Origin of the sequence: Corynebacterium sp. HMSC056F09 (assembly GCF_001815785.1) — a bacterium.
Taxonomy (GTDB): Bacteria; Actinomycetota; Actinomycetes; order Mycobacteriales; family Mycobacteriaceae; genus Corynebacterium; species Corynebacterium hiratae.
The window spans coordinates 17,634-42,467 of the sequence record NZ_KV821915.1; the positions used below are offsets into that span (position 1 = coordinate 17,634).

22 protein-coding genes are annotated in these 24,834 nt (G+C 60.8%); 9 read left to right on the forward strand and 13 right to left on the reverse strand.

The features are described 5' to 3' along the window. Nucleotides 1–567 (reverse strand): ribosome maturation factor RimP, encoded by a 567-nt coding sequence (rimP, locus tag HMPREF3056_RS03910; protein WP_070754139.1) that lies wholly within the window; start codon nt 565–567, stop codon nt 1–3. A 37-nt stretch (nt 568–604) separates the two neighbouring features. Between rimP and HMPREF3056_RS03915 the strand changes: the two genes are divergently transcribed. Continuing rightward, nucleotides 605–1,459: a hypothetical protein gene (locus tag HMPREF3056_RS03915; protein ID WP_070515635.1), complete on the forward strand. Its 855-nt coding sequence runs from the start codon at nt 605–607 to the stop codon at nt 1,457–1,459. Between the two features lie 30 nt (nt 1,460–1,489). Here the strand turns inward: HMPREF3056_RS03915 and HMPREF3056_RS03920 are convergent, their stop codons facing one another. Both HMPREF3056_RS03920 and HMPREF3056_RS03925 read right to left on the reverse strand, forming a co-directional pair. Next, nucleotides 1,490–1,885: a DoxX family protein gene (locus HMPREF3056_RS03920; protein WP_070754140.1), complete on the reverse strand. Its 396-nt coding sequence runs from the start codon at nt 1,883–1,885 to the stop codon at nt 1,490–1,492. Between the two features lie 27 nt (nt 1,886–1,912). Further along, on the reverse strand, nt 1,913–3,682 hold the full coding sequence (locus tag HMPREF3056_RS03925) for a proline--tRNA ligase (protein ID WP_070754141.1): 1,770 nt from the start codon (nt 3,680–3,682) through the stop codon (nt 1,913–1,915). A 32-nt stretch (nt 3,683–3,714) separates the two neighbouring features. Between HMPREF3056_RS03925 and yaaA the strand changes: the two genes are divergently transcribed. Further along, entirely contained in the window at nt 3,715–4,437 is a 723-nt protein-coding gene (yaaA, locus tag HMPREF3056_RS03930) for a peroxide stress protein YaaA (protein ID WP_070754142.1), read from the forward strand. A 79-nt stretch (nt 4,438–4,516) separates the two neighbouring features. Here the strand turns inward: yaaA and HMPREF3056_RS03935 are convergent, their stop codons facing one another. Further along, nucleotides 4,517–5,830, reverse strand: coding sequence for a DUF4921 family protein (locus tag HMPREF3056_RS03935; RefSeq protein WP_180963892.1), 1,314 nt, complete (start codon nt 5,828–5,830; stop codon nt 4,517–4,519). A 51-nt stretch (nt 5,831–5,881) separates the two neighbouring features. Here HMPREF3056_RS03935 and HMPREF3056_RS03940 point away from each other — a divergent pair, with 51 nt between their 5' ends. Both HMPREF3056_RS03940 and HMPREF3056_RS03945 read left to right on the forward strand, forming a co-directional pair. Then, the gene (locus tag HMPREF3056_RS03940; RefSeq protein ID WP_070754143.1) at nt 5,882–6,697 is read left to right on the forward strand and encodes a PhzF family phenazine biosynthesis protein; all 816 of its coding nucleotides are present in this window, start codon (nt 5,882–5,884) and stop codon (nt 6,695–6,697) included. Continuing rightward, nucleotides 6,690–8,078, forward strand: coding sequence for a protein adenylyltransferase SelO family protein (locus HMPREF3056_RS03945; RefSeq protein ID WP_070512658.1), 1,389 nt, complete (start codon nt 6,690–6,692; stop codon nt 8,076–8,078). The genes HMPREF3056_RS03940 and HMPREF3056_RS03945 overlap by 8 nt, the downstream gene beginning before the upstream one ends. A gap of 276 nt (nt 8,079–8,354) precedes the next feature. Here the strand turns inward: HMPREF3056_RS03945 and mqo are convergent, their stop codons facing one another. After that, nucleotides 8,355–9,857: a malate dehydrogenase (quinone) gene (mqo, locus tag HMPREF3056_RS03950; protein ID WP_046648068.1), complete on the reverse strand. Its 1,503-nt coding sequence runs from the start codon at nt 9,855–9,857 to the stop codon at nt 8,355–8,357. 300 nt (nt 9,858–10,157) lie between these two features. Between mqo and HMPREF3056_RS03955 the strand changes: the two genes are divergently transcribed. The 4 genes from HMPREF3056_RS03955 (at nt 10,158) to HMPREF3056_RS03970 (ending at nt 13,810) form a co-directional block, all read left to right on the forward strand. Then, nucleotides 10,158–11,171, forward strand: coding sequence for an alpha/beta hydrolase (locus HMPREF3056_RS03955; RefSeq protein ID WP_070754224.1), 1,014 nt, complete (start codon nt 10,158–10,160; stop codon nt 11,169–11,171). 56 nt (nt 11,172–11,227) lie between these two features. Beyond that, nucleotides 11,228–12,613 (forward strand): mycothione reductase, encoded by a 1,386-nt coding sequence (gene mtr / locus HMPREF3056_RS03960; protein ID WP_070754144.1) that lies wholly within the window; start codon nt 11,228–11,230, stop codon nt 12,611–12,613. A 341-nt stretch (nt 12,614–12,954) separates the two neighbouring features. Further along, on the forward strand, nt 12,955–13,371 hold the full coding sequence (locus HMPREF3056_RS03965) for a hypothetical protein (RefSeq protein ID WP_046648066.1): 417 nt from the start codon (nt 12,955–12,957) through the stop codon (nt 13,369–13,371). Nucleotides 13,372–13,408: 37 nt separating this feature from the next. Further along, nucleotides 13,409–13,810 carry a hypothetical protein gene (locus HMPREF3056_RS03970; RefSeq protein ID WP_070512652.1) on the forward strand — a complete coding sequence of 134 codons (402 nt, stop codon included), beginning with the start codon at nt 13,409–13,411 and terminating at the stop codon, nt 13,808–13,810. A 232-nt stretch (nt 13,811–14,042) separates the two neighbouring features. Here HMPREF3056_RS03970 and map read toward each other — a convergent pair whose 3' ends face one another. From map to dxr, 5 genes are all read right to left on the reverse strand, one after another. Beyond that, a complete protein-coding gene (gene map / locus HMPREF3056_RS03975) occupies nt 14,043–14,915 on the reverse strand; it encodes a type I methionyl aminopeptidase (protein ID WP_046648064.1) in 873 nt (290 codons plus the stop codon). A gap of 69 nt (nt 14,916–14,984) precedes the next feature. After that, nucleotides 14,985–16,835 carry a penicillin-binding transpeptidase domain-containing protein gene (locus HMPREF3056_RS03980; RefSeq protein WP_070754146.1) on the reverse strand — a complete coding sequence of 617 codons (1,851 nt, stop codon included), beginning with the start codon at nt 16,833–16,835 and terminating at the stop codon, nt 14,985–14,987. A 58-nt stretch (nt 16,836–16,893) separates the two neighbouring features. Next, complete coding sequence (gene ispG / locus HMPREF3056_RS03985; protein ID WP_046648061.1) at nt 16,894–18,057, reverse strand: flavodoxin-dependent (E)-4-hydroxy-3-methylbut-2-enyl-diphosphate synthase; 1,164 nt, start codon at nt 18,055–18,057, stop codon at nt 16,894–16,896. Nucleotides 18,058–18,121: 64 nt separating this feature from the next. Then, nucleotides 18,122–19,330: a M50 family metallopeptidase gene (locus HMPREF3056_RS03990; protein ID WP_049155399.1), complete on the reverse strand. Its 1,209-nt coding sequence runs from the start codon at nt 19,328–19,330 to the stop codon at nt 18,122–18,124. Nucleotides 19,331–19,345: 15 nt separating this feature from the next. After that, nucleotides 19,346–20,536 (reverse strand): 1-deoxy-D-xylulose-5-phosphate reductoisomerase, encoded by a 1,191-nt coding sequence (gene dxr, locus HMPREF3056_RS03995; RefSeq protein WP_070512646.1) that lies wholly within the window; start codon nt 20,534–20,536, stop codon nt 19,346–19,348. Between the two features lie 154 nt (nt 20,537–20,690). Between dxr and HMPREF3056_RS04000 the strand changes: the two genes are divergently transcribed. Continuing rightward, entirely contained in the window at nt 20,691–21,140 is a 450-nt protein-coding gene (locus HMPREF3056_RS04000; protein ID WP_046648059.1) for a DUF2631 domain-containing protein, read from the forward strand. 85 nt (nt 21,141–21,225) lie between these two features. Here the strand turns inward: HMPREF3056_RS04000 and HMPREF3056_RS04005 are convergent, their stop codons facing one another. The 3 genes from HMPREF3056_RS04005 to rlmN form a co-directional block, all read right to left on the reverse strand. Beyond that, nucleotides 21,226–22,815: an ABC transporter permease gene (locus HMPREF3056_RS04005; RefSeq protein ID WP_070754149.1), complete on the reverse strand. Its 1,590-nt coding sequence runs from the start codon at nt 22,813–22,815 to the stop codon at nt 21,226–21,228. After that, a complete protein-coding gene (locus tag HMPREF3056_RS04010) occupies nt 22,812–23,633 on the reverse strand; it encodes an ABC transporter ATP-binding protein (protein ID WP_070754151.1) in 822 nt (273 codons plus the stop codon). The genes HMPREF3056_RS04005 and HMPREF3056_RS04010 overlap by 4 nt, the downstream gene beginning before the upstream one ends. Before the next feature lie 71 nt (nt 23,634–23,704). Beyond that, nucleotides 23,705–24,811, reverse strand: coding sequence for a dual-specificity RNA methyltransferase RlmN (gene rlmN / locus HMPREF3056_RS04015; RefSeq protein WP_046648137.1), 1,107 nt, complete (start codon nt 24,809–24,811; stop codon nt 23,705–23,707). Nucleotides 24,812–24,834 lie beyond the last annotated feature (23 nt).

Consider the following 24,834-nt stretch of genomic DNA (forward strand, 5'->3'; position numbering starts at 1 on the left):
TTAGTCCTCTCGGGTTGCCGAGTTCTGCTCGGCGAAGTCGAACGTCTGCATTGCCGCCTCCAGCTCCTGTGCTGGAGGTTGAGCAAATTCAATTTCTACCACTGCACGGCTTACATTTTCCAATCGCTCGACCTGATAGCGCACCTCCTTCTTCACGGTCGTGATGAGCGCCACTGATTCTTCGTCCGCGGAGAGAGCACCGATTCTGGCAACACGGGTGGTGCTGGGCTCGTCGCTCAACGCATAGCCGACCAGCCTTCCTTGGTTCCGACGCCAATGGCGTGGTGCGCTGAGCGGAAAATCCACGCCGGGGGTCGACACCTCCAGGGTGTAGCCTGCCCCAAAGTTAAGAGTGCCCGCTTCCTCCTGTGCATCAAAAAACTCGGAAATCTCCTGCGAAAGTTCCTCGATGAGATCGGAGCTCGGACGTTCATCACCATCGATGCGGATGATGACCTGCGACTTTTTACCAGCTCGTGTAGTCTTCACATCTTCGATGTCGAGGCCGCGTGCGGCGGCAACAGGCTGGAGGATTTCGGTCAGTTGTGCGGGTGTTGGGAATGCCATGCGCTCTAGACTAGGTCACACGGGTAGGGTCTATCGCGTGAACCGCCGAGTAGTTGTGCCCGCCCTCCTTGTCTGCGCCGCCCCATGGTTGGGCGGCTGCCAAGCCACCGACGCGATCGTGGACTATTTTGGCCCCCACGCGGACCCTACGTTGACCTCTCTGGCTCACGATGCCAGCGCCGACGCCCACGCACTGCAGGAACTCGATCCCGATGCCGCGTCCCTGCGCGCGCAGCACGCAGACGAGCTTTACTCCGAAATTGAGCGCCTCTGCGGCCGCGACGAGGAAGGACACGTTCCGCGCTCCTGCGAAGTGAATCGTGAGGGTGAAGCATACGAGGCCACTGATGCGGCTGCCGTGCTTGCCGCAGCTTCTTCATCGATTGAAGAGCAACTTGACGCGGTCTCCCCGGAATCTCGGCCCTTGCTCGTCGCCCAAGCCATCGCAATGGAGGCCCGCTCCACCGATGAACCGGGCGCTGTGCCGGAGCTGACGGAGGATGACGCTGACCTCGCCACCGAACTCTTGGACTGGGAATACCGGCAGGTGTATGCCTTGGACTTTGCTCGTTCCTATGTCACACCTGACGTCGAAGAGCTGGTTGATGAGCGCCTCGCTCTGCACGAGAACCGCGTCCTCGCGCTCCAAGAAGCAGTAGCCAAAATCGGACCAGTGCCACAGCCCGCAGCGGCCTACACCTCGACCTCCGGTGAGCTGCCCGTAGACGCCGCCTCAGCGCGCGCGTTCCTTGACGACGTCGCGCATAGTGACACGGTGACATGGGCCTCCGCCGCCTCACAGGAGGTGCCCGACCAAGCGGCACCCAATGCTGAATGGCGAAGCTGGCTTATTTCTGTAGCCGCCCAATCTCACCGCATCAGTGCAGCTTAATTCCTCCCTCGCGAGCTCGATTTTCCTGAGCTACCGACGTTTGGCGTTCTTTTCGGCGTACAGCGACCAGGCATAGCGCATGACCGGAATCTGCAACGGCAGACGCACCGCGTGGTAGATCTTCTTGCCGGTTGATGCCTTGCCGCTTTCTAAGTCCCTGTAGGCTTGGTAGAAGTTCGCCGGCCACACGGCAGCGAGCAAAGCTAGGGCTGAAAGGCCGCCTGCAGGCCGCGTCGATGGGTTCGCCAGGAGTGCACCGGTCACCACTTCCCAGGCGCCAGAGGTGAAGTTGTAGAAGCGAGCCGACCCTGGAAGCTGTGGCGGGATGATGGACTCGAAGGGCTTCGGCTTAGCAAAATGCAGCACTCCCATGGCAGAGAGTGCTGCAGCCATTGAATATGTCAGTGCGGGGTTGTGGGAACTCATACCCGCGAGCCTACGCGCTTAACGCACCTAGCCGCGGATGAGCTCCGTTAAGGTGTCCACGATGGAGTCTGCGGGGACCTCACGGGTCTCGCCGCCGCGGATGCGCAGCTCAATGATGCCGTCGGCAAAGGCGCGGCCCAGGATGGCGATGAACGGCATGCCCAGAAGCTCTGCATCCTTGAACTTCACGCCCGGGGAGACCTTGGGGCGATCGTCGAAAAGCACCTCTACGCCTGCGCGGTCCAGATCCTCCACCAGCTTCTGGCCTGCCTCGAGGGCAGCGGCATCCTTGTTCGCTACGGCCACGTGCACCTGGTACGGGGCCACAGCCACCGGCCAGTTGAGGCCCTTCTCATCGTGGCGCTGCTCCGCCAGCACCGCGAGCATGCGCGTAACACCGATGCCGTAGGAACCCATGGTCGGCACGGCGCGCTTGCCGTTCTCATCCAGGATCTGGACGTCGAAAGCCTCGGTGTACTTGCGACCCAGCTGGAAGATGTGGCCCAGCTCGATGCCGCGCTCCAGGGTCAGAGTGCCCTGGCCGTTCGGTGCCGGGTCCCCTTCCTTGACCTCGGCCGCCTCGATGAACTCATCCACTGTGAAGTCGCGGCCAGCCACCAAACCGACGACGTGGCGCTGCGGGGCATCGGCACCGGTAATCCAGGAGGTGCCGGAAACCACGCGCGGGTCGGCGTAGACCTTGATGCCGTGGGCGTTAAGAGCGCGCGGCCCAACGTAGCCCTTGACCAGGAAGTCGCTCTTCTTGAAATCCTCATCGCTGGCGAGCTCGAACTCGGCCGGTTCAAGCGAAGCCTCCAGGCGCTTTTCATCCAACGCGCGGTCGCCCGGAATAAGAACAGCCGCGAGTTCCCATTCCTTCTCTTCCTCCGTAGCTGCAGGGGCGGCTACCTTGATCATCATACACTTGAGGGTGTCCGCTGCGGTGACCTCGCGGTCGGCGACAGTAATGCCGGCGCTCTTAGCCCACTCCACCAGCGTTTCGATGGTCTCGGATTTCGGAGTCTCATGCTCCTGTGCCTCCGGCAGGCCGTCGAAGGGGATTTCCTCTGGAGCCTGAGTGACCACGGCCTCCACGTTGGCGGCGTAATCGCCCTCGGTGGCCCGCACGAAGGTATCTTCGCCTACCTCAGACACGGCGAGGAACTCCTCGGAGGCCGAGCCTCCCATCGCACCAGAGGTGGCCTTACAAATCGCGTAATCAATCTCCAGGCGATTGAAGATGTTCTGGTAAGCCTTGCGGTGGCGGGCATAGGACTCATCGAGCCCCTCATCCGTCATGTCGAAGGAATAGGAGTCCTTCATGGTGAACTCGCGGCCGCGCAGCACGCCCGCGCGCGGACGCTCCTCATCGCGGTACTTCGTCTGGATCTGATACAGCGTGACCGGGAAATCCTTGTACGAGGAGTACATATCCTTCACTGCGGTGGTGAACATCTCCTCATGGGTCGGGCCTAGGAGCATGTCAGCGCCCTTACGATCCTTGAGACGGAAGAGGTTATCGCCGTACTCCGTCCAGCGGTTCGACTGCTCGTAGGGTTCGCGCGGCAGCAACGCCGGGAACAGCATCTCTTGGCCGCCGATAGCGTTCATCTCCTGACGGATTACGTCTTCGATCTTGCGCATGGCGCGCAGCCCCAGTGGCAGCCAGGTGTATACACCCGGCGCGACGCGGCGCACATAACCTGCGCGGACGAGAAGCTTGTGGCTGGGGACTTCGGCATCAGCCGGATCCTCACGAAGAGTGCGGAGGAAAAGCTCAGAAAGACGTGTAATCATGGTTGCTCAGTTTACATCGCTAGCATGTAGCCATGCTGATCATCCTCCCTCCTTCTGAGACCAAAGCACACGGCGGCAACGGCGCGGCCCTGAATTGGGACGAGCTTTCTTTTCCCGCGTTGAATCCGATCCGCCAAGAAATCGCTGCAGAATTGTCCTCCCTCGACGTCGATGAAGCGCTGGAAGTGCTCAAACTCTCTGAGAAGCTGCGTGGGGAAGCCGAGTCTAACCGCGAGTTGGCATCCTCCCCGACCATGCCCGCGCTGGAGCGTTTCACCGGAGTGCTGTATGACGCCCTCGACGCCCCTACCCTTCCCCCGGAAGCGCGGCGCTACCTCGCCGTGGGCGATGCGTTATTTGGTCTAGTGCGCGCCGATGATCTCATCCCGCACTACCGACTCTCCGGTAGTACGAAACTGGGCGGGCGGACGCTGAAGTCGCGATGGGGTACGGCCATCACGGATGAGCTGCGCGCGCTTGTCGCCGCAGGCGAGTTCCTCATCGACATGCGCTCGGGCACCTACCAGCAACTGGGCAAGCTCAAGGACGCCGCCACCGTGCGCGTGGAGACGGTGCAAGAGGATGGCTCCCGCAAGGTGGTCTCTCACTTCAACAAGCACTACAAGGGTGAGCTCGCCCGCGTGCTTGCCCTCCACGGTGAAGGCGTCTCCTCCCTCAAGGATGCGGCCAGTGTTGCGCAGGAGGCAGGTATGAGCACCGAATTGCGCGGCACCGAGCTCGTGCTCGTGGTCTGATTTATCTATTTATCAATTTATCAACGCTCGCCGATTTATCTATTTATCAATTTATCTGCCTCCGGAGAAGCGGGGCCATTCAAACCAATGGGTTATAGCGCAAGCTGTTGCGCTTGAGCTCGCACTCAGTGGCAATCGCGATACCGGAGGCAATCTTGCCGCGCTCGCGCAGGCGGAACATGGCATCCACGATGCGATCGCGCAATCCCCAGGGATCGATGGTGTTGATGTACACCTTCGTGCCGCCCTCAAAACCGGCCAGGGTCGATACCCTGAGCTTGATCATCACACGCCACGGCTGCGGCAGATCCACGCTGGGCGGGCGGTGGTGCCACTCTTCATTGCAGGCCACATCCGGACCCACAGCGGCATGCGCTGCGTGGATAAGGTCCGACATCCCGCGAACCTCACCGGGGGTCTGCTCCCAGGGCTCACAGCGCGGCGACTTGGAGAAGATCTCCAGTGTGGGATAGCGGTGGCCAAAGCCGGCGAAGAGAACCGCATAGTCGTTTTCGGCGATAACGAGGTTGCGCTTTGCCGCGTAGCCAACCGCCCAATCGTTGTACATATTCGGGTGCGCCCGCAGAATCGCGTTTTCTTGGTGGGCAGCCATACCTAAGGCGTCAATAGCGACAAGCTGCTTGTGCAGGTGATCGAAGGACGCGCCCGCCGGTGCTAGCCAGTTCTGGAACACGGCGACATAAGAGGCATAGCGGTTGCGCTGGTAGAGCTCGCGCGTCGATTCCGCAGTGAATGTTGTCAGCAGGAAGTGCTCATCGGGGCTCAGCGTGCCGGAGGACGCGAGCTGACTATCATCGACCGCACCCTCCACAAAGTGGCGCGAAGAAATGATGACGTCGTGGCCACCTCCGAAGAAGCCATCGGCGAGGGCGAGCAGGGATTCGTCGTCCAGCGCGGCATCCTTCCCCGCCGCCTTGAGCTTGGTGCGCACCACATTGAGCACATGCAGGCGCCCAGCTTCGTCGGACTCGTAGCGCTCCTTGTGGCGGGCCACGTCGGGGTCCATGGTGAAGCCATAGTTCTCGTGCCAATAGTCATAGGACACGATCTCAAAAAGGTTGGGCACGCGGCGAAAGGCTGGTACGGACTCATCCAGCTCGTGAGGAAGGAGGCCGCGCTGAATCTCCCCCGAAGCCAGAATACGGGACTTTTCCGGTGGGGTATCCAGCATGCGGCCTGAGCAAAAGGCGCAGGTGTGCGTGAAAGCATCGGCCGCCAGCGGTTGTGGGTCCTGTGCTGGATGCGCGAGCGGGCGGTTGCCGCGGCCAGGCACCGTCCACACCTCCGTTCCGGAGAAGGGGTTGACCTGCTTGACGGTCCCATCAGCCATGGTTTGAATGGGCTCGACGCGGCTAAAGAGTGCTTCGCTCATGCAGCCCAGCGTAGACCTCCGCACCCACCGGTGCGACTAGGCTTGGGGTCCATGCAGCACCGATTCTTTGAAGTAGATGTCTTCGCCACTGGTCCGTTCAGCGGAAATCCCCTCGCCGTGGTCGCGGATGCCGATGACTTGAGCACCGAAGAGATGCAGCGCATCGCGCACTGGACCAATTTCTCTGAGACGACGTTCCTGTGCTCGCCTACGGATCCACGCGCGGACTACCGGGTGAGGATCTTTACCCCCTACGAAGAGTTTCCTTTCGCCGGCCACCCCACGCTGGGCACCGCCCGGGTGGCAGCAGAGCTGCTTGAAAAAAGCGGCACCTTAATTCAGGAATGCGGTGTAGGCCTGGTCACCGTGCGCCAGGAGGACGGACGCTTCGCCTTCGCTACCCCACCCTTGGTGCGCGAGGGGGCTCTCAGCGATGCCGAACGAGCCGATGCAGCTGCAGTTCTCGGAGTTGACGTCGACCGCATCGTTGACTCCGGCTGGGTAGACAACGGCCCCGGATGGCGCCTCATCCAGCTGGATTCCGCCGAGGCAGTACGCGAACTCAACCCCACACCCACGCCTGGCGTGAAGGTCGGCGTGATCGGCCTCACCGGTGGTGATGCCCCCGCGTATGAAGTACGAGCCATTACCGGGCACTTCGAGGATCCCGTCACCGGGTCCTTCAACGGCGGGGCTGCCCAATTCCTCCGCGCCAAGAATGCAGTTCCTGCTCGCTACACCGCGGCCCAAGGTCGCCAGGTAGGACGCGCTGGTCGAGTCTTCATCGATGACGACGGCGGGAACATCTGGGTGGGCGGCAACGTCCACGTGCGCGTTCGCGGCACTCTGGAGTCCTGCGATGCCTAAACCTTCCCTTCCCTTCGAGCTGCACACTGAGTTCGCCCACCGCCTGCCCCACTTCGTCTCCGAGGCCCGAGGGGAGGAACAGCCCGCGGCGCGGATCGTGGTGCTCAATGAACAGCTGGCTTCTGCGCTCGGGCTCGACCCAGACTGGCTGCGCAGCGACGAAGGCGTGGAGTTTCTCCTCGGCCGCGGCCCCATCGCTCCCCACGCCATGGCCTACGCCGGCTTTCAGTTCGGGCAGTACAACCCATCCATGGGTGATGGCCGCGCTCTCCTACTGGGAGAGGTCACAGGCCCCACCGCTCCCCATAACCCGGCAGGTCTGTGGGATCTGCACGCCAAGGGGACGGGACCCACACCGTACTCGCGCTTCGGCTCTGATGGTCGTGGCACACTGCGCTCGATGCTGCGCGAGTATCTCTTCTCCGAGTCGATGCATGCCCTGGGGGTACCCACTACTCGGCCCCTCGCGGTCCTTGCCACCGGCCGCCCCATTCAACGCCAAGTGGTGGAGGAGGCGGGCGTGCTGGTGCGCGTGGCCGCAAGCCACATTCGCGTCGGCTCCTTTCACTTCGCCGCGCAGTCTCAGCGGCCCGGATTGCTCGAACAGCTCGCTGACTACACCATTGAACGCCACTACCCCGGTGCCGACTATCAGGAATTGTTCATCCGTGCCATGGATGCGCAAGCCGCTACGGTCGCCGGATGGATGCAGCTGGGCTTTATCCACGGCGTGATGAATACGGATAACACCACGCTATCGGGCGAGACCATCGACTACGGCCCCTGCGCATTCCTGGAAAACTATGATCCCGATACCTGGTTTAGTTCCATCGATACGCAGGGCCGCTACCGCTTTGGCCGCCAGCCCGACATGGTGGGATGGAACCTCGCGCGGCTCGCTGAATCCCTGCTGCCGCTTCTCGACGACTCCCCTGACTCCGCCCTCGCTTGGGCCCAGGAAGCCATCAATTCCTTTGCGGAACGCTTCGAGAAAGCACGGCGAGCCGAAGCACTGCAGCGCTTGCAGATGCCTGAAGAGCTTTTTCGGGACTACAGCACCGCACTCACTGAGGCGAGCCCAGACCTCACTCAGGCCCACCGAGCTCTCGTCAGCGCCGCGGCAGGTACACCGGCAGCCGCTTATGAGGCGTTCGCGGGCACGCAGTTCGTTGACGCCTACTGCGCGAGTGGCCCCGACGTTGCGCGACTCGAGCGAAGCGTGCCGCGTGTGATTCCCCGCCCGCGTCTGGTCGAAGCCGCGCTGGGCGATCTTGATGAGTTCTCCCGCCTTCTCCAGGCCACGACCCACCCCTTCGACCCCGCACCGGACTATGAACAGCCCGGTGGCACGGAGGGGTATCTCACCTACTGCGGCACCTAAGAGTGCAAAACAGAAGGGAACACACCACCGCCCCGAGTTCTCCGTAGGAAAGGAAACGGAGTCTCGGGGCGGTGGTGTGTCTCTATCTTTCACTGCCACGCTCCCAGTCGGTTTCTCAGGCCGACCGCCCCGCGCGGCTGGGGTTCTCTCTATCTCTCGCATGCGCTCTCTCAAACGCACAACATAAGTATGGAGCATCCTCCTTGGCGAAGCGTTCCGATGCACTGGACGCTTCCTGCCAGTTACTGAGAGTTACCTGCGAAGCGAAAAGCGGGACTACTTGGACTCAAGCTGCAGGGTCTTCTGCGTGTACTCCCACATCTCCTCGTAGAGCTTCTTGTCCTTGGAGAGCTTGGTGCCGTAGGACGGAATCATTTCCTGAATCTTGTCGCCCCACTGAATCATGTGCTCACCGAAGCAGCGCTCCAGCAGCTCGACCATGATGGCCGGGGTGATGGAGGCACCCGGGGAAGCGCCGAGCAGGCCGGCGATGCTGCCCTCGGGGTTGTTGATGAGGGTGGTACCGAACTCCAAGGAGCCGAACTGCGGTGCACCCGCCGGCTTAATGACCTGGACGCGCTGGCCAGCGATGACGGTCTCCCAATCGGCCGGATCGGCGCTCGGGACGTATTCCTTGAGGGTTTCGACGCGCTTGTCGAAGTCCTTGAGGACCTCAGTAACCAGGTACTTGGTCAGGCCGAACTCCTGTGCTGCCACGCCCAGGTAGGAGGTGATGTTGTCCGGACGGATGGACTTGAACAGGTCCAGGTAAGAGCCCTTCTTCAGGAACTTCGGGGACCAGCCACCATAGGGGCCAAACAGCAGGCCTTCTTCACCGTCGATGACACGGGTGTCCAGATGCGGCACGGACATCGGCGGAGCACCGACGGCAGCCTTGCCATAGACCTTGGCGTGGTGCTGCTTGACCAGCTCCGGGTTCTTGGAGCGCAGCCACAGGCCAGAGACCGGGAAGCCCGCGAAACCAGAGACCTCACGGACACCTGCCTTGCGCAGCAGATCGAGCGCGTAACCGCCCGCGCCGACGAAGACAAACTTGGCGTGGACAGCTTCGTAATCACCGGTGTGCAGGTTCTTTGCTACCACACGCCACTTGGAACCGTCACGCTTAATATCGACGACCTCGTGGCCGTAGCGGATCTCGGTGCCTGCAGCCTTAGCTGCGGTGAAGAACTGCTTAGCCAGGGCGCCAAAGTTAACGTCAGTACCGGCATCGGTCCACGAAATGGCCACCTTCTGGGAGCCGAAATCGCGGCCCTCAGACATCAGGGGCAGCTTCTCCTGGAAGGTGGCGTCATCATCACTGAACTGCATGTTGGGGAACATGTGATTGTCCTTCAGCGCGTCGAAGCGGCGCTTCAGGTAATCCACCTGAATGGAACCCTGCGCGAAGGATACGTGCGGAACCGGGTTGATGAAGGCCTTCGGGTCAGTGAGGATGCCGTTATTGAGCTGGTGGGACCAGAACTGGCGAGAAACCTGGAACTTCTCGTTGATGTTCAGGGCCTTGGAAACGTCAATGCGGCCGTTCTTCTCCGGGGTGTAGTTCAACTCGCACAGTGCAGAGTGGCCCGTACCGGCGTTATTCCACGGGGAGGAGGACTCAAGAGCAGGACCGTCCAAGCGCTCGAACACCATCTGAGTCCAGCTGGGCTCGAGTTCACGCAGCATGGCGCCGAGGGTGGCGCTCATGATACCTGCACCAATGAGTGCGACCTCAACCTCGTCTACTACTTGTGCTGTCTTCTTATCGGAGGACACTGTACTTATTACCTCTTAGAGTCGATGTATTCGATGTGGTCAAATGCCCTGCGCATGTGGGTGCGCAGGGCGCGGTGAGAAAGCGCTCGACGATGCTAAGGCCAAGCCGGCATACAGACCTCCGCTTAGGAAGGTCCGTCAAGCATTAATTCCACCTTACGCCCCTTCCTTCGAAATAGGCATTCCTCGAAACATAAATGCCCGAATCCCAAACCACCACCCCTTTTGAGGTGCAGGGCATATCAGCTCAGCTCCCCGCCCATCCGAACGGATCTGATCGCACGACCTATCATGAACTCCATGACATTTGACAAACTCGAATGGTCAGAAGATCTTCTCGGCCCAGACTTTCAGGCTGCCACGCTCGAGCTCGGCACCGATCCCGATGGTGAAGGCGATGTCTGCGCGACTCTCGTGCGCTACTGCCCCGCCGCCAACGCCCACGACGATCGCCCCGCTCTAGTGTGGGTCCACGGCATGACAGACTACTTCTTCCACGAGCACGTTGCCCGCTACTTCTATGAGCTCGGCTACGCCTTCTATGCAGTCGATTTGCGCAAATGTGGTCGCTCCCGCCGGGAGGGGCAAACCTGGCACTACATCAGTGATGTGCAGTATTACGATGCCGACCTCAACGCGGCCCTCGACGCCCTCCCCAACCCACGTGTCGTCATCATGGGACACTCCACAGCCGGCACCATCATCGCTCTGTGGCTTGATCGTCTTCGCCGCCACGACCCCGCGCGTTTCAGCCGTATCGCCGGTGTCGTTTTCAACAGCCCGTGGCTGGCCATGATGGGAATGTCGGAGGGCGCTTATGAGGTGGTCAAGCGCATAGTTTATGCCGGCGCTGCTATCGCTCCACGCGTCGAACTACCCGCCGGGGATCTCACCACCTACGGGGAATCCATCCATTCCCACGAACAGGGCGAGTGGGATTTTGATCGCCGCTTGAAACCGCTGGGCGGGCACGCGAAATACTTGGGCTGGGTCGCTGCTGTTTTCCACGGCTTCGACGCCATCCATTCCGGGCGTATCACCATTGGAGTTCCACTGCTGACGATGACCTCGGCGCGCTCACAACTTGATCAGCCCTATAGCGAGTCCTCCAACACGGCCGATGTCGTCGTCGATGTCCGGCAAAGTCAGCGCTGGGCTAAGGAGCTGAGCTCGCGCTACACCCTCCACGTCGTCCAAGATGGCCGCCACGACCTTTTCCTCTCTCGGCCCGAACCGTTGGAGGACGCGCTGAATGCCGCGGCCGAGTGGCTTCGCGTCGTTGCGCCGATAAACGCAGAACAGCGTGCTCAGTAAGTGTGCGCGCTGCGCGCTCTTCGACCTCCAGAAGCCGCGGCTGTAGAACCTTTACAATGGTCGCCATGACTTCTGCACAGCACTTTGATCTCGTCATCATCGGCACCGGGTCGGGAAACTCCATCCCCTCCCCCGAGTTTGACGATAAATCTATCGCCATCATTGAAAAGGGAACCTTCGGAGGTACCTGCCTCAGCGTAGGCTGCATCCCTACAAAAATGTACGTCTATGCGGCCGACGTTGCGCTTGCTGCGCGTGAAGCCACGCGCCTTGGCGTCAGCGCCCACGTGGACGCTGTGGACTGGGAGGGCATTGTCAAGCGCGTTTTCGACAACCGCATTGATCTGATCGCCCAAGGCGGCGAAGAGTACCGCCGCGGGGAGGAGACCCCAAATATTACGGTCTTTGACCAACACGCGCGGTTCATCGGGCCAAAGACCCTGCAGGTGGGCGATGACATTATCACTGGCGACAACATCGTCATCGCTACCGGTTCGCGCCCGGTACTACCTGAGCCCTACGCCAGCGCAACTGCCCCGATCCATACCAACGAAGACATCATGCGCCTGGATAAACAGCCCCGCAGCCTCATCGTTGTCGGCGGCGGCTACATCGCTATGGAGTTCGCCCATGTCTTTGACGGCCTGGGCACCAAGGTGACCGTGGTCAACCGCTCGGAGACATTCCTCCGCTTCCTCGATGAAGACCTACGCTCACGCTTCAACGTCATCCTGCGAGAGCGTTTCGATGTCCGCATCGGTAGCGCCACGGCGGTGGAAGAAACCGCAGACGGTGTCCGCCTCACCTTGGATAACGGTGACGTCCTGGAAGCAGAGGCAATCCTTGTCGCCACCGGCCGCCAGCCTAACGGCGACCTGATGGATCTCTCCGCCAGTGGGATCGAGATGCACGAGGACGGACGCATCAAGGTCGACGAGTACGGCCGCACCACTTGTGAGGGCGTGTGGGCGCTGGGCGACGTCTCCTCGCCCTACATGCTCAAGCACGTCGCCAACGCGGAGCAGCGAGCAGTGCAGCACAATCTGTTGCACCCAGAGGATCTTCAGCCCATGCCCCACGAGCACGTTCCCGCCGCCGTCTTCACCCACCCGCAGATTGCGACCGTGGGCCTCACCGAAGCCCAGGCCCGCGAGCAGGGCTACGACGTCACAGTGAAGGTACAGAACTTCGGCGATGTCGCCTATGGCTGGGCCATGGAGGATTCAACGGGCGTCTGCAAGCTCATCGCCGACCGCTCGACCGGTCAGCTCCTCGGCGCTCACCTCATGGGCCCGCAAGCCTCCACTCTCATACAACAGTTAATCACCGCAATGAGCTGCGGCCTCGACATGCGCACGTTCGCCCGTTCACAGTATTGGATCCACCCGGCGTTGCCGGAGGTCGTCGAAAATGCCGTTTTGGGACTAGAGTGGCTAGAGTGATCGTTACAGATCGTTCAGTGATTTATTTCACACTACCCTTGAACTACTTTCCCCTTATTTATCTATTGGCATTACAAGGCCACCTTAACGCCCGCAACATCACTCAGCCAGCTTTCAGGGTTTAACCCAATTTGGGGGTACCCCTGCCGCTTGCGTAAAAGAACGCTCCAACTAGCGTGCATTTTGGCTGACCGTTGGATAGGTTTTATACAGACACCGGAACGAGTCGATGGTCTCTGTCGGCTCAGTGTGTTTTGGGGATACCAAACTCATCCCTATCCCTGTGAATCGAGGCTCCTCCGCCAGGAGGCCTTGCACGTACGACATTAAGGAATTTTGATATGCGTATCCGCAATGCAGCCCTCGCCGGCGCTACCGCTCTCGCAGTTGCCTTCGGCGGCTCCACCGTTGCCACCGCAGCCACCTTCGACGGCTCCAACACCACCGAAGCTGTCGAAGACGCAAAGGGCGGTCAGCCTTACGACAAGCCTGAGGGCTCCCTGTCCTCCAAGGTTGGCGGCTGGTTCAACGTCGACGAGAACGACAACATCGGCACCGAGGCTGACGGCCGTGCCATCTTTGGTTCCTCCAAGTCTGAGCACTGCGATGAGGGCGAAGCTGGCGAGTGCACCACCATCGGCGACCAGCCGACCTGGGCCAAGACCTTCTACGGCGTAGGCGTTGCTAGCGCCGTCGCTTCCATCGCCGGCCTCATCGGCGTGGTCTACAACTTCTTCGTCCACGGCCCGTCCTTCTAAGACGCCCCACACACACTTTCCGAAAGGCTTAAACTTCATGCGTAACTTCCGCACCGCCGCTGTTGCTGCTGCAACCGCCGCCTCCGTTGCTTTCGCTGGCACCTCCGTTGCTTTCGCTGCTGAGAACACCGAGGAAACCTCCCTCTCCTCCGAGCTGTCCTCCGCAAACGAGAAGGTCAAGGAGGACGACAGCGACGCTACCCTGTCCTCCAAGTGGGGCGACGCTACCGAGGGTGACAAGAAGGTCACCGGCGCTGACCTCTTCGGCGAGAACACCGCTGATGACACCACCAACCCGACCTGGGCTAAGGCTTGGCGTGAGGGCACCTACGCTGCTATCGGCTCCGCCATCGCAGGTGCCCTGTTCGCTGCGTACAACTTCGCTGTGTACAACCACATTATCCCGGCACACGTGCTGGACCCGATCTTCCGCCGCTAATTAGTACGCGGACTCGCTGATTAGCTCAGCGCCTTAGAAAGCGCCCATCTCCTTTTACGGAGGTGGGCGCTTTGTCTATCTCCGACCTCTGGCGCAACGGGCGCACGCACCCCCTCCAAACTGACGAAAGTGCTCCGGATCCTTTGAAGAATCCGGAGCACTTTCGTCAACAAGGGCAGCTCTGTGCGTCTTAAGAGGTACTGTCTTAAGACCGAGCCTTACCGCCTCTTAGCTAGTCGAGTTCACCAGGCAGGGTAAGGATCTCGTTGCCGTCATCGGTGATAACGATGGTGTGCTCGAACTGGGCGGTGAACTTGCCATCGGTGTTCTGGACGGTCCAGCCGTTGTCCCAAATCTCATAGTCCAGCGAGCCCAGGTTGATCATCGGCTCGATGGTCAGCGTCATTCCTGGCTCAAGGATGTCGCGGTAGGTCATCGAGTCGTAGTGCAGCACGACGAGGCCGTTGTGGAAGGTCGGGCCCACACCGTGGCCAGTGAAATCGGTAACCACGTTGTAGCCGAAACGATTGGCATAAGACTCAATAACGCGACCAATAACGTTAATCTCACGGCCGGGCTTCGCCGCCTTGATGCCGCGCATCATCGCTTCCTTCGTGCGCTCCACCAACAGCTTGTGCTCCTCCGAGACATTGCCGGCGAGGAAGGTGGCGTTGGTATCGCCGTGCACACCATTCTTGAAGGCAGTGACGTCGATATTGACGATGTCGCCATCCTCAATCACCGTGGTATCCGGGATGCCGTGGCAGACAATCTCATTGAGGGACACGCAGCAGGATTTCGGAAAGCCCAAGTACCCCAGCGTCGACGGGTAGGCACCGTGATCGCACATATACTCGTGCGCAACGCGGTCAATCTCATCCGTGGTCACACCGGGAGCCACAGCCTTTCCGGCTTCCTGCAGAGCGTTGGCCGCTATGCGTGAGGCCTCACGCATGGCCTCAATGACCTCCGGGGTCTGCACAAATGGCTCGCCCTGCGCTTCCTGGACCGTATCTTTCCACACGTACTCTGGGCGTTCGATATCCTTCGGTACCGTGCGGATTGGAGTATCTTTTTCTTGTTTCAGCATCGCGCGCTTAGTCATAACTACTCATGGTAGCCCTCTTCCCCAGCACCCGACAAAGAGCACCATTGGCACACTCATGAGCGCGCGCTACTGCTCTTGTGCGGGAGCAACCTCGCCGTGGCCTTCCGCGCGGAGGGCATCCAAACGCTGTAGGAAGTTATCAGTGATGTTGACGGAAATCGTCGAGCCACCACCCAACACCACGAGAGTGGCGAAAGCAATGTCATCATCGCGGAAACCGGTAAACCACGCGTGCGAGCCGTCGTTGATTTCTGCCTCACCGGTCTTTCCATAAATGGTTCCCTGTGCTTGCATACCCGCCGCAGTACCGCTCGCCACCACCTGACGCATCATGTCCCGTACCTGATTCAGCGTCTCCTCACTCGGCGCGGGGACCTCCTCGGAAACCTTGGTCTCCCGTGTCTCGATGAGAGTCGGCGTCGGGGTCCTGCCAGCCGCTACTGTCGAAGAAACAAGCGCCATGCCAAAGGGAGAGACAAGGTCAAGGCCCTGGCCATAGCCGGCTTCCGTGCGTTCAAGCGGGGTTTCTCCCTCTGGGATCGAACCGGTAATCGTCGAGAGCCCCGGCACCTCATAGTCGATGCCCAGCCCGTATTGCTTGCCCACGTCGCGAAGCTCACCCTTGGGGAGGTCGGTCGAGATCTGCGCGAACGTGGTGTTGCAGGATTGTGCAAAGGCTTGGCGCAGCGGTACCGAGCCGAGCGAGAACCCGTTGTAGTTGGTCACGGTGCGCCCGTACAGATCCATGGTGCCCGGGCAGGGCACGATGGAATCTGTGGACAGGCCTTGCTTGTCGACGCCCGCCGAGGCCGTAATAATCTTGAAGACCGATCCGGGAGGGAACTGGCCTTGGAGGGCGATGTCGCCCTTCTTATCTGCTTCCGGGGTTTGCGCCACGGCCAGAATTTCGCCCGTGGAGGGGCGCATGGCCACAATCATGGCCTCGTACCCGGGGTGCAGATTAATGGCTTCTTGCGCAGCACGCTGAACGTCATAATCCAGCGAAACCTTGATGGACGGAGCCGCTTCGGGCTCGTGATACTCGACGTCGGATAGCGCAGCCCCGTGTTCGTTCACGACAGAGACGGACCAACCATTCTTGCCATCGACTTCTTCAGAAACCATGGATCGCACACGGGAGAGGATGTCGGGTGCCAGGCCGGTATCGCGAGTGATGAGCGCCGGCTCCTCATTGAAGCGAATCCCCTTCTGGTTTTCCAGGACGGGACGCAGCCTCGCTGCCTGGGCCTCGTTGAGCATGGTGACCGAGTAGGAGCCATCGATTCCTTCGAGGTTTGTGGCAAGTTCGCCAGAATCAACCTCCGGAATGGAATCATCCTCCCGATGCGCTTGGCTCAAAGCGCCGGAAATCTTAGCTGCCAGCGGACGCGGGTCATCGACAGCGTCGGTATCGACAACAAGGCGGTATTGCAGCCCCGGTGACATCAGCTCGACGCCATCGGAGGAGACCACGCCTGCGCGCTTCGGCGCGACTGAGCGCAGCTCGAGGTGCTGGTGTGCGCCGAGATCGGGGTGAATGATGCTGGGCTGCCAGCGGACAGTCCAGTCCTTGTCCTTGCGAGTCAAGGCCATAGACGTGTCATAGCGGAGGGAACGATTACGCGGCAGAGTCCACGTCACTGAATAGTGCGCGGTGGCCTGGGCTTCTTCCTGGTCTACGCCGGTCAGTTCGACGTCGAGGCCCTCTGCTTGCAGGCCCGCGAAGGTGGCGTCGAGGGTGTTCGTGGCGGTGGTTCCGTCATCGATCAGCTGTACCAGCTCTTCATTGTTGCGAGTTTCCATGCTCTCAAGAAACTCTTCTGCAATTGGGCGCGCGGACACCGGCTTGGGGGTACATCCCACCACAGACGACGCCGCGAAACCTACCGCACCCAGCAGCGCCACGAACCTCTTCATGCTTGGGCAGCGTAGCAGCCTGGGGCGGCGCGGCGGCCACCCCACACCGCAGGGCGTGCTACTTGGTAACGCGAACCTCAGCCTTGGCGCCTTCCACGGCCTCGAGGCCTTGCTCCTCCGCCAGGCGCATCGCTTCTTCGATGAGCGTTTCCACGATCTTGGATTCAGGAACGGTCTTGATGACCTCACCCTTGACGAAGATCTGGCCCTTGCCGTTACCGGAGGCCACACCGAGGTCTGCATCGCGGGCCTCGCCCGGGCCGTTCACCACGCAGCCCATGACGGCCACGCGCAGCGGGAATTCCATACCGTCGAGGCCCTCGGTAACTTCGTTGGCCAGCTTGTACACGTCCACCTGCGCGCGACCACAGGACGGGCAGGAAACAATCTCCAGCTTGCGCGGGCGCAAGTTGAGGGACTGCAGGATCTGGTCGCCGACCTTGATTTCTTCCACCGGATCCGCCGAGAGGGACACGCGGATGGTGTCGCCGATGCCTTCGGCAAGCAGGGCGCCGAAAGCAACCGAAGACTTGATGGTGCCCTGGAATGCGGGGCCGGCCTCGGTGACGCCAAGGTGCAGCGGGTAGTCACACTGAGCGGCGAGCTGACGGTAGGCCTCTACCATGACGACTGGGTCATTGTGCTTTACGGAAATAGCGATGTCTCCGTAGCCGTGCTCCTCAAAGAGGCCAGCTTCCCACAGTGCGGACTCGACGAGGGCCTCTGGGGTTGCCTTGCCGTATTTCTCCATGATGCGCTTGTCCAAGGAACCTGCGTTGACGCCGATGCGAATCGGAATACCGGCATCGCCCGCCGCCTTGGCAACTTCCTTCACGCGACCATCAAATTCCTTAATATTGCCCGGGTTAACGCGAACAGCGGCGCAGCCGGCGTCGATGGCAGCGAAGATGTACTTGGGTTGGAAGTGGATGTCGGCGATCACCGGGATCGGAGACTTCTTGGCAATCGCGGGCAAAGCCTCCGCGTCAACCGTCTTCGGGCAGGCAACGCGAACGATGTCGCAGCCCGATGCGGTCAGCTGGGCAATCTGCTGGAGGGTGGCGTTAACGTCGTGCGTCTTCGTCGTGGTCATCGACTGCACTGAAATGGGGTGATCAGAGCCCACGCCCACCTGGCCAACCATGAGCTGGCGCGTCTTGCGGCGCGGCGCCAAGGTAGGAGGTGGGCCGTCGGGGATTCCAAGACCAATAGGGGTCGACATGTGCGCTCCTTGCTAATTGGGGTTTAACGCCCCCACTCTAGCACCGCACAAGACAGCGGGATCACTAGCCAAAGAGCCGAATCGGGTTGACCACATCCGCAATCATGATGAGCGCGCCCACCGCCATGAGGAGGAAAGCCAGCACATAAGTAATCGGCATGAGCTTGGTATAGTCTGCCGGCCCCTTCGGCTCCTTGCCCATGAGGCGGCGCAAAGCATCGCGGATCTTCTCATAGATGATGACGGCGATGTGACCACCATCAAAAGGCGGCAACGGGATGAGGTTAAACAGCGCGAGGAAGAAATTGAGGGTGGCCAACATCATAAAGAAGGAAGACCACAGGCTGCGCTCCACCAGTTCACCGCCTACGCGGGAAGCACCCACCACGGACATCGGCCCGTTGACATCGCGCTCCTGCCCAAAGATGGAAGCCACCACGCCAGGGATTTTCGCTGGGAATTGCGCGAGTCCTTGGACCGTGGCGTTGAGTGCATAGCCCGAGTAGCGGGCGGTCGCCGGGATAGCGTCGACAAAGGAGTAGGTCTCCCTGATGTCGATTACCTGGTTACTCATGCCGATGGCACCGACCTCCACCAGTTGCCCCTCGGCGTTGAGCCGGGTCACCGTCGCCAGGGTGATATCGAAGTCACGCGGAGCGCCATCGCGCTCAACGGTGAGGGTGACGGTATCGCCGGGATAGTTCATGACCGTATCGCGCAGCTGCGCGAAGGAGTCCATGGTCTCGCCATTGAGTGCTAGGACGATATCCCCGGACTCCACGCCCGCCTCACCAGCTGGGCCCAGCCCTTGGCAGGAATCTAGGGTGCCGTCAGCCTTCTGGTTCACAGCACAGGACACTTCACCAACGCGCGGACGGACATCCGCGTCTGGGTTGGGCAGGCCCGTGGTCATGGCGATGAGCAGCAGGATAATGAAACCCAACAAGAGGTTCACCGTGATGCCGCCGGCCAGCACGATGACGCGCTGCCACGCCGGCTTCTTGTACATGGCGTAGGGCTCTTCCTCCTCTGTGAGGAACTCATCCTGCGCCGTCATGCCCGCGATATCGCAAAAGCCACCCACTGGAAGAGCTGCGAGGCCGTATTCGGTGTGGCCGCGCGTAAAGGATGCGACGCGCGGACCAAAGCCAATGAAGTAACGCCGCACACGCATACCGAAGGCACGGGCGGTGAACATGTGGCCGGCCTCGTGCAGGGCAACGGTAATGCCGATCCCCAAGGCGAAGAGGACTATGCCGAGGACATTTGCCATAAAGTAGACGGCTTTCTAACGAGCGAGTGAATCCACCAACGCATTTGCGCGACGGCGGGCCTCACCTTCCACGGCGAGGACATCATCGACGCTAGAGGGTACACCAGCGAACTCCGAGGCCTGACCCACGACGTGGCTAACCACGTCAACAATTTCCGGGAAGTGGATGCGGCCCGCCAGGAAAGCAGCCGCTGCCTCCTCGTTCGCAGCGTTATATACAGCGGCATGCGTGCCGCCGGCAGCGGCCACCTCGCGGGCAAGGCGAACGGCTGGGAAGGCTTCGTCATCGAGCGGCTCGAAGCGCCAGTCATGAGCGGCGGAAAAGTCCAACGCCGGCTGAGCGCCGGGTACTCGGTGTGGCCAGTCCAGCGCCAACGAGATCGGCAACTTCATCGACGGCGGGGAACACTGCGCAATCGTGCAGCCATCGGTGAAGGTGGCCATGGAGTGCACGATGGATTGGGGGTGAACGGTGACATCAATAAGGTCCGGGTGGATGTCGAACAGCAAGGTCGCCTCGATGAGCTCAAGGCCCTTATTCACCAAAGTCGCCGAATTCAGGGTGTTCATCTGCCCCATCGACCACGTCGGGTGCTGCGCTGCTTGCTGCGGGGTGACATCCCACATCTCCTCGCGGGTCCACCCGCGGAAAGGACCGCCAGAGGCGGTAAGAACGAGGCGCTCAAGCTCCACACCGCTGCCCGCACGCAAGCATTGCGCCATGGCGGAATGCTCGGAATCCACCGGAATAATCTGCCCCTCCCCCGCCAAGCGGGTGACGATGGAGCCGCCGGCGACGAGAGATTCTTTGTTCGCCAACGCCAACAGCTCGCCCTTCTCCAAAGTGGCGATGGTGGATGCCAAACCCATGGATCCAACAAGCGCGTTGAGAACCTTATCCGCATCGATGGCCTTGACAAGTTGTTCTGCGGAGTCTGGGCCCGACAGCACAGCGCCGCCGAGAGCCTCGGAAACGGTGCGGGCTGCTTCGGGCTTAGCGACGGCCACGTGGTCAAACGAAAGGTTGAGAGCGCGGGCCTGCTCTATGACGAGCTGTGGGTTGGACCCACCAGCAGCGATACCCACGACTGTGAATTTATCCGGATTATCCGCGATAACTTCCAGAGCCTGGGTGCCAATCGAACCAGTAGAGCCGAGAATCAGAATGCGTTGGGTACTCACCCTGTTCACCCTAGCCGGAGTCATAGGCGCTCCGATAGCGAAAGGCGGGGGTGTTTAATCGCGGTTGTCGGCAGGATCATTTAAACTACTACACAGAATAACTGGCATTTTTCGTGCGCTCGCTCGAGTCAACAAGTTCTAACCAGGGTGAGCTGCATGTACACGCAAAGGAGAGCAAGTGTCTTCCCACAAGCCGGCATCGCAGGTTTTCGACGGCGTATCCACCGATGACGTCCCGTCCGCAGGTTTCGGTTGGTCCCGCATCAGCCGCTCGGGCGTACAGATCGCCGGTTGGACGTCCGTCGTGTTCCTGCTTGCTTATAACTTTGGTAACCACAAGGGCCACGTGGAGACGATCTGGCTCATCACCCTGGCAGTCCTTATCGCCCTCGGTTTGGTGATTTACGCCCTGCAGCCGAAGCTCTCCCAGGTGCGCACCCTGACCGCCCGCAACAAGCCGGTAGGCCACGAGGAGCCGGACTGGGCATACGAGCAGAAGACCGTTCACAACGTCTACGCTTCCCTGACCGATGATGAGCTACGTGCCCTCAACATCGAGCCTTCTCGCGTTGCCCACCTTCGTGGTGTGACCGAAGGCCGCCACGCTGCCAAGCCGGTGGCTAACTAACGCTTCTTCGCTTTACGCAAAGCTCCCTTTCTGCAGTTCACGAATGGCCTGCTAAAAGGGAGCTTTGTTTTATCTTTTTCGCCCCCTAGGTCACGTAACGGTTGACCACCGCGTAGATTTCCGGGGTTCGCTCCTGCGCTCTGTTTCCGGCAAAGCGCCAGACAACGGCGTAAACCAGCGCCGGGACCAGTAGCGAAACCATCACCGCAACGTAAAGCAGCCAGCCTCCTCGCTCGTAAACGAGGGCAGAAACCACGATGCCGGGCAGCGCGGGCACCCATACCAACAGCATGCCGACGAACGCAGTGAGAAAAGCACCAGCAGAATAGCCAGACTTATCATTCCACCGGTTCTGCCCAGGAGCGGACAAGGGATAAGGGTTAAGCACGGTCAGGCCCAAACCCACCGCCGCGGTGGAGATGAACACGCCTAGGGCCACAGCTGTGCTCAACAAGCCCAAGGTGAAGTTCTCGCTAAAGACAAGAGCCACTACGGCGAGCAGAACAAACCCAATAAAGGGAATAGTCACGTGTGCGAGGTGACGCGCATGAAGGATGGTGCGCGGGGCAACCGGCGCCACCATATGGACCCAATTCGATGGCCCATCGAAGCCATAATCATTAGCCAAGAGCGAAGAGAGCACGATTGCGCTGAAGCACAGCATAAAATAGGCGGTGAAATCATCGCCCTTCCACAGCTGATAGAGCGTCACCACGCCAAACAGAGGCATCATGTACAGCATGCCTGTTTGCCGCTTGTCACGGGTGAGATAACGCAACGCGCGGGTATATTCCATCGCCGCCGGACTGGAATAAGACCACGCGCCCAACTCCAACTTGGATACTCCCTTGCCCGTCACCTCGCTGGCTGCGTCACCACCCGCTCCCGGATTGCGCATGAGGCCGGTTATCTGACGGGACCACCCCCATGCCAACAGGCCAAGGCTGGCCACCGCGATGAGCAGTTGGGCTAGGGCGGTGAGGAAGTGGCCGTCGGCAAGCGCGAGCGCCCACCCCACCCCTGCACCAAACGGGGTCCAGGCGCTAACGGCACCCACCGCGTGAAGAGGCGGCAAAGACTCCAGGACGCTCTGCGCCTGCAGCATGCCAAAGACGAGCAGGCCCATAACCACCATCGCCGCGATTTGGGTGCGGGATTTCTGGGAATCCGCGATGGCGGAAGCCACTTGGCCAAGGCATTCGCCGAAGATGATGGTCGTCGCACACGAGAGAACCATGCCGACGACGAAGGGCACTGCGGCCCACCCAGGCCCCGTCAGTATAAGGAAGATGCTGCCGATGATCGCATATACCAGGGAAAAGACAACCGACATGATGGCGCGGGTAGTCAACAAGCTGGAAAGGAAGAGGCCCGGAAGAACCTCGCGGGGAGTCAGAGGAAGAGCTCCCAGGGTTGTCGGGCTCAACTGGTTCTCCCCCGCCGGCATGAAAAGAGCGAGGAGAACGTAGATGAGCATGCCGCCTGCCACCCCGACGGTCAGCGCTTGGTAACCGTGACCCGGGGTGGTGATATCGGAATACACCATGAAGGCGAGCGAAACGAGACCGATAGCCCCGTAGAGAAGCATCATCAGCCCCATGATGAGCGTCGACGGGTTGGAGGCGACACTGCGCCACCACAGGGTGCGGTGAAGCCTGAACAGAGTGGACGTCATTCGCGCTCACCTGCCGACGGGGAGCGCAGCCACCCAAACTTCGAGACGTCCAGATCCCGTCCCCCAACGGCCGCGATGAACAGATCGCTCAGGCTTTGGCCCTGGCGGACATCCTCAACGTGGCCTGCGGTGATGACTTGGCCGCCGTTGATGATGGCAACGTGGTCACAAAGCCCCTCAACAAGCTCCATGACGTGCGAAGACAAAATAACCGTGCCGCCACGCGCAGCATAGGCGCGCAGCATCTGCTGGATGAGGCGCCCGGAGACCGGATCCACGGCTTCCAGCGGCTCATCGAGGATGAGCACCTCCGGGTTGTGCAGGACGGCGCCGGCCAAGAGGATCTTTTTGGTCATGCCGGCGGAATAATCCGCGATGCGTTTGTCGGCGGCATCGGAGAGGGAGAGGGCGTCGAGAAGCTCCTGCGCACGGCGCAGCGACTCGGCGCGTTCCAGCTTGTGCAAAGCACCGAGGTAGTGGAGATACTCAGCGCCCGTGAGGCGGTCAAAGACCGGCGCACCATCCATGAGCAGACCCATGGCCCGCTTGGCGGGAATGGGCTCCTCCCACACATTGTGACCAGCGATGAAGCTGGAGCCCGAATCGGGACGCTGGAGACCACAGGCCATGGTCAGCATCGTGGTCTTGCCCGCACCATTGGGCCCCACTATCCCGTAGATGGATCCGCGTGGAACATCCAAGTCGAGGCTATTGACAGCGATCTGAGAACCAAAGGACTTGCGCAGGTCGCGCACCGCAAGAGCTTGGGTGCGCGGATCAGCGGCTAAGTCCGCACGATAAGGATAAGTCATAAGCATTAACGGTATCAAGAACCATTAATGCTTTGTTCTCCAGCAAAATTATTGTTAGGAAACTGTAAGCAGGGTGCTTAAGCCGTCTCGCGCTCGTCGGCGGCAAGCTGGCCACAGGCCGCAGCGATTTCATCGCCCTTGGTATCGCGCACGGTGCACGGCACGCCCTGCGCGATAACGCGGCGAACGAACTCGTCCTGGCGCGCCTTCGGAGCGGCGTCCCACTCGGAACCCGGCGTGGGGTTAAGCGGAATGACGTTGACGTGAACCTTGGAGCCCAGCGCCGCATGGAGCTTCCGGCCCAGCATGTCGGCGCGGAAATCCTGATCGTTCTTATCGCGGATCAGCGCATACTCGATGGAGACGCGGCGGCCAGACTTATCGGCATAGTACTTGGCGGCGTCGAGCACCTCCTCGACCGGCCAGCGGTTGTTGACAGGCACGAGAGTATCGCGCAGCTCGTCGTCCGGGGTGTGCAGGGACACTGCGAGGGTGCAGGACAAATCCTCATCCGCGAGCTTGCGGATGGCCGGGGCCAGCCCCACCGTCGATACAGTGACGTTGCGCTGGGACAGGCCGAAGCCGCTGAGATCAGGTCCGGTAATCTGGCGCACCGCATGAACCACGCGCTTGTAGTTGGCCAGCGGCTCGCCCATGCCCATGAAGACAACGTTGCTTAAGCGCCCGCCTTCCTCTTCCATAAGGCGAGCAGCGTGCCTAAACTGCTCCACGATTTCCGCGGTGGACAGGTTGCGGTCCAGCCCGCCCTGGCCGGTGGCGCAGAACGGACAGGCCATGCCGCACCCGGCCTGGGAGGAGATACACAGGGTGGCGCGCCCTGGGTAGCGCATGAGCACGGACTCCAGCAGCGTGCCGTCGTGCAAACGCCACAGGGACTTGGTGGTCTCGCCGTCGTCGGTGGAAGTCTGCCGGATGGGTTGCATGAGCGTGGGGAACAAACGCTCCTGGACTGCCTCACGGGAGGCAGCCGGGATATCCGTCATCTCGGAAACATCGGCGGTGTGGTGGACGTAGTAGTGCTTGGCCAGCTGCTTTGCCCGGAACTTAGGCAGGCCAAGTTCCGCGAGCGCCTCAATGCGCTCGGCCTCGGTCAGGTCCGCGAAGTGCTTCGGGGGTAGCCCGCGGCGCGGAGCGGAGAAATTCAGTTTCAGTGGTTCAGCCATGGTAGAGCCCATTTTCCACGTTT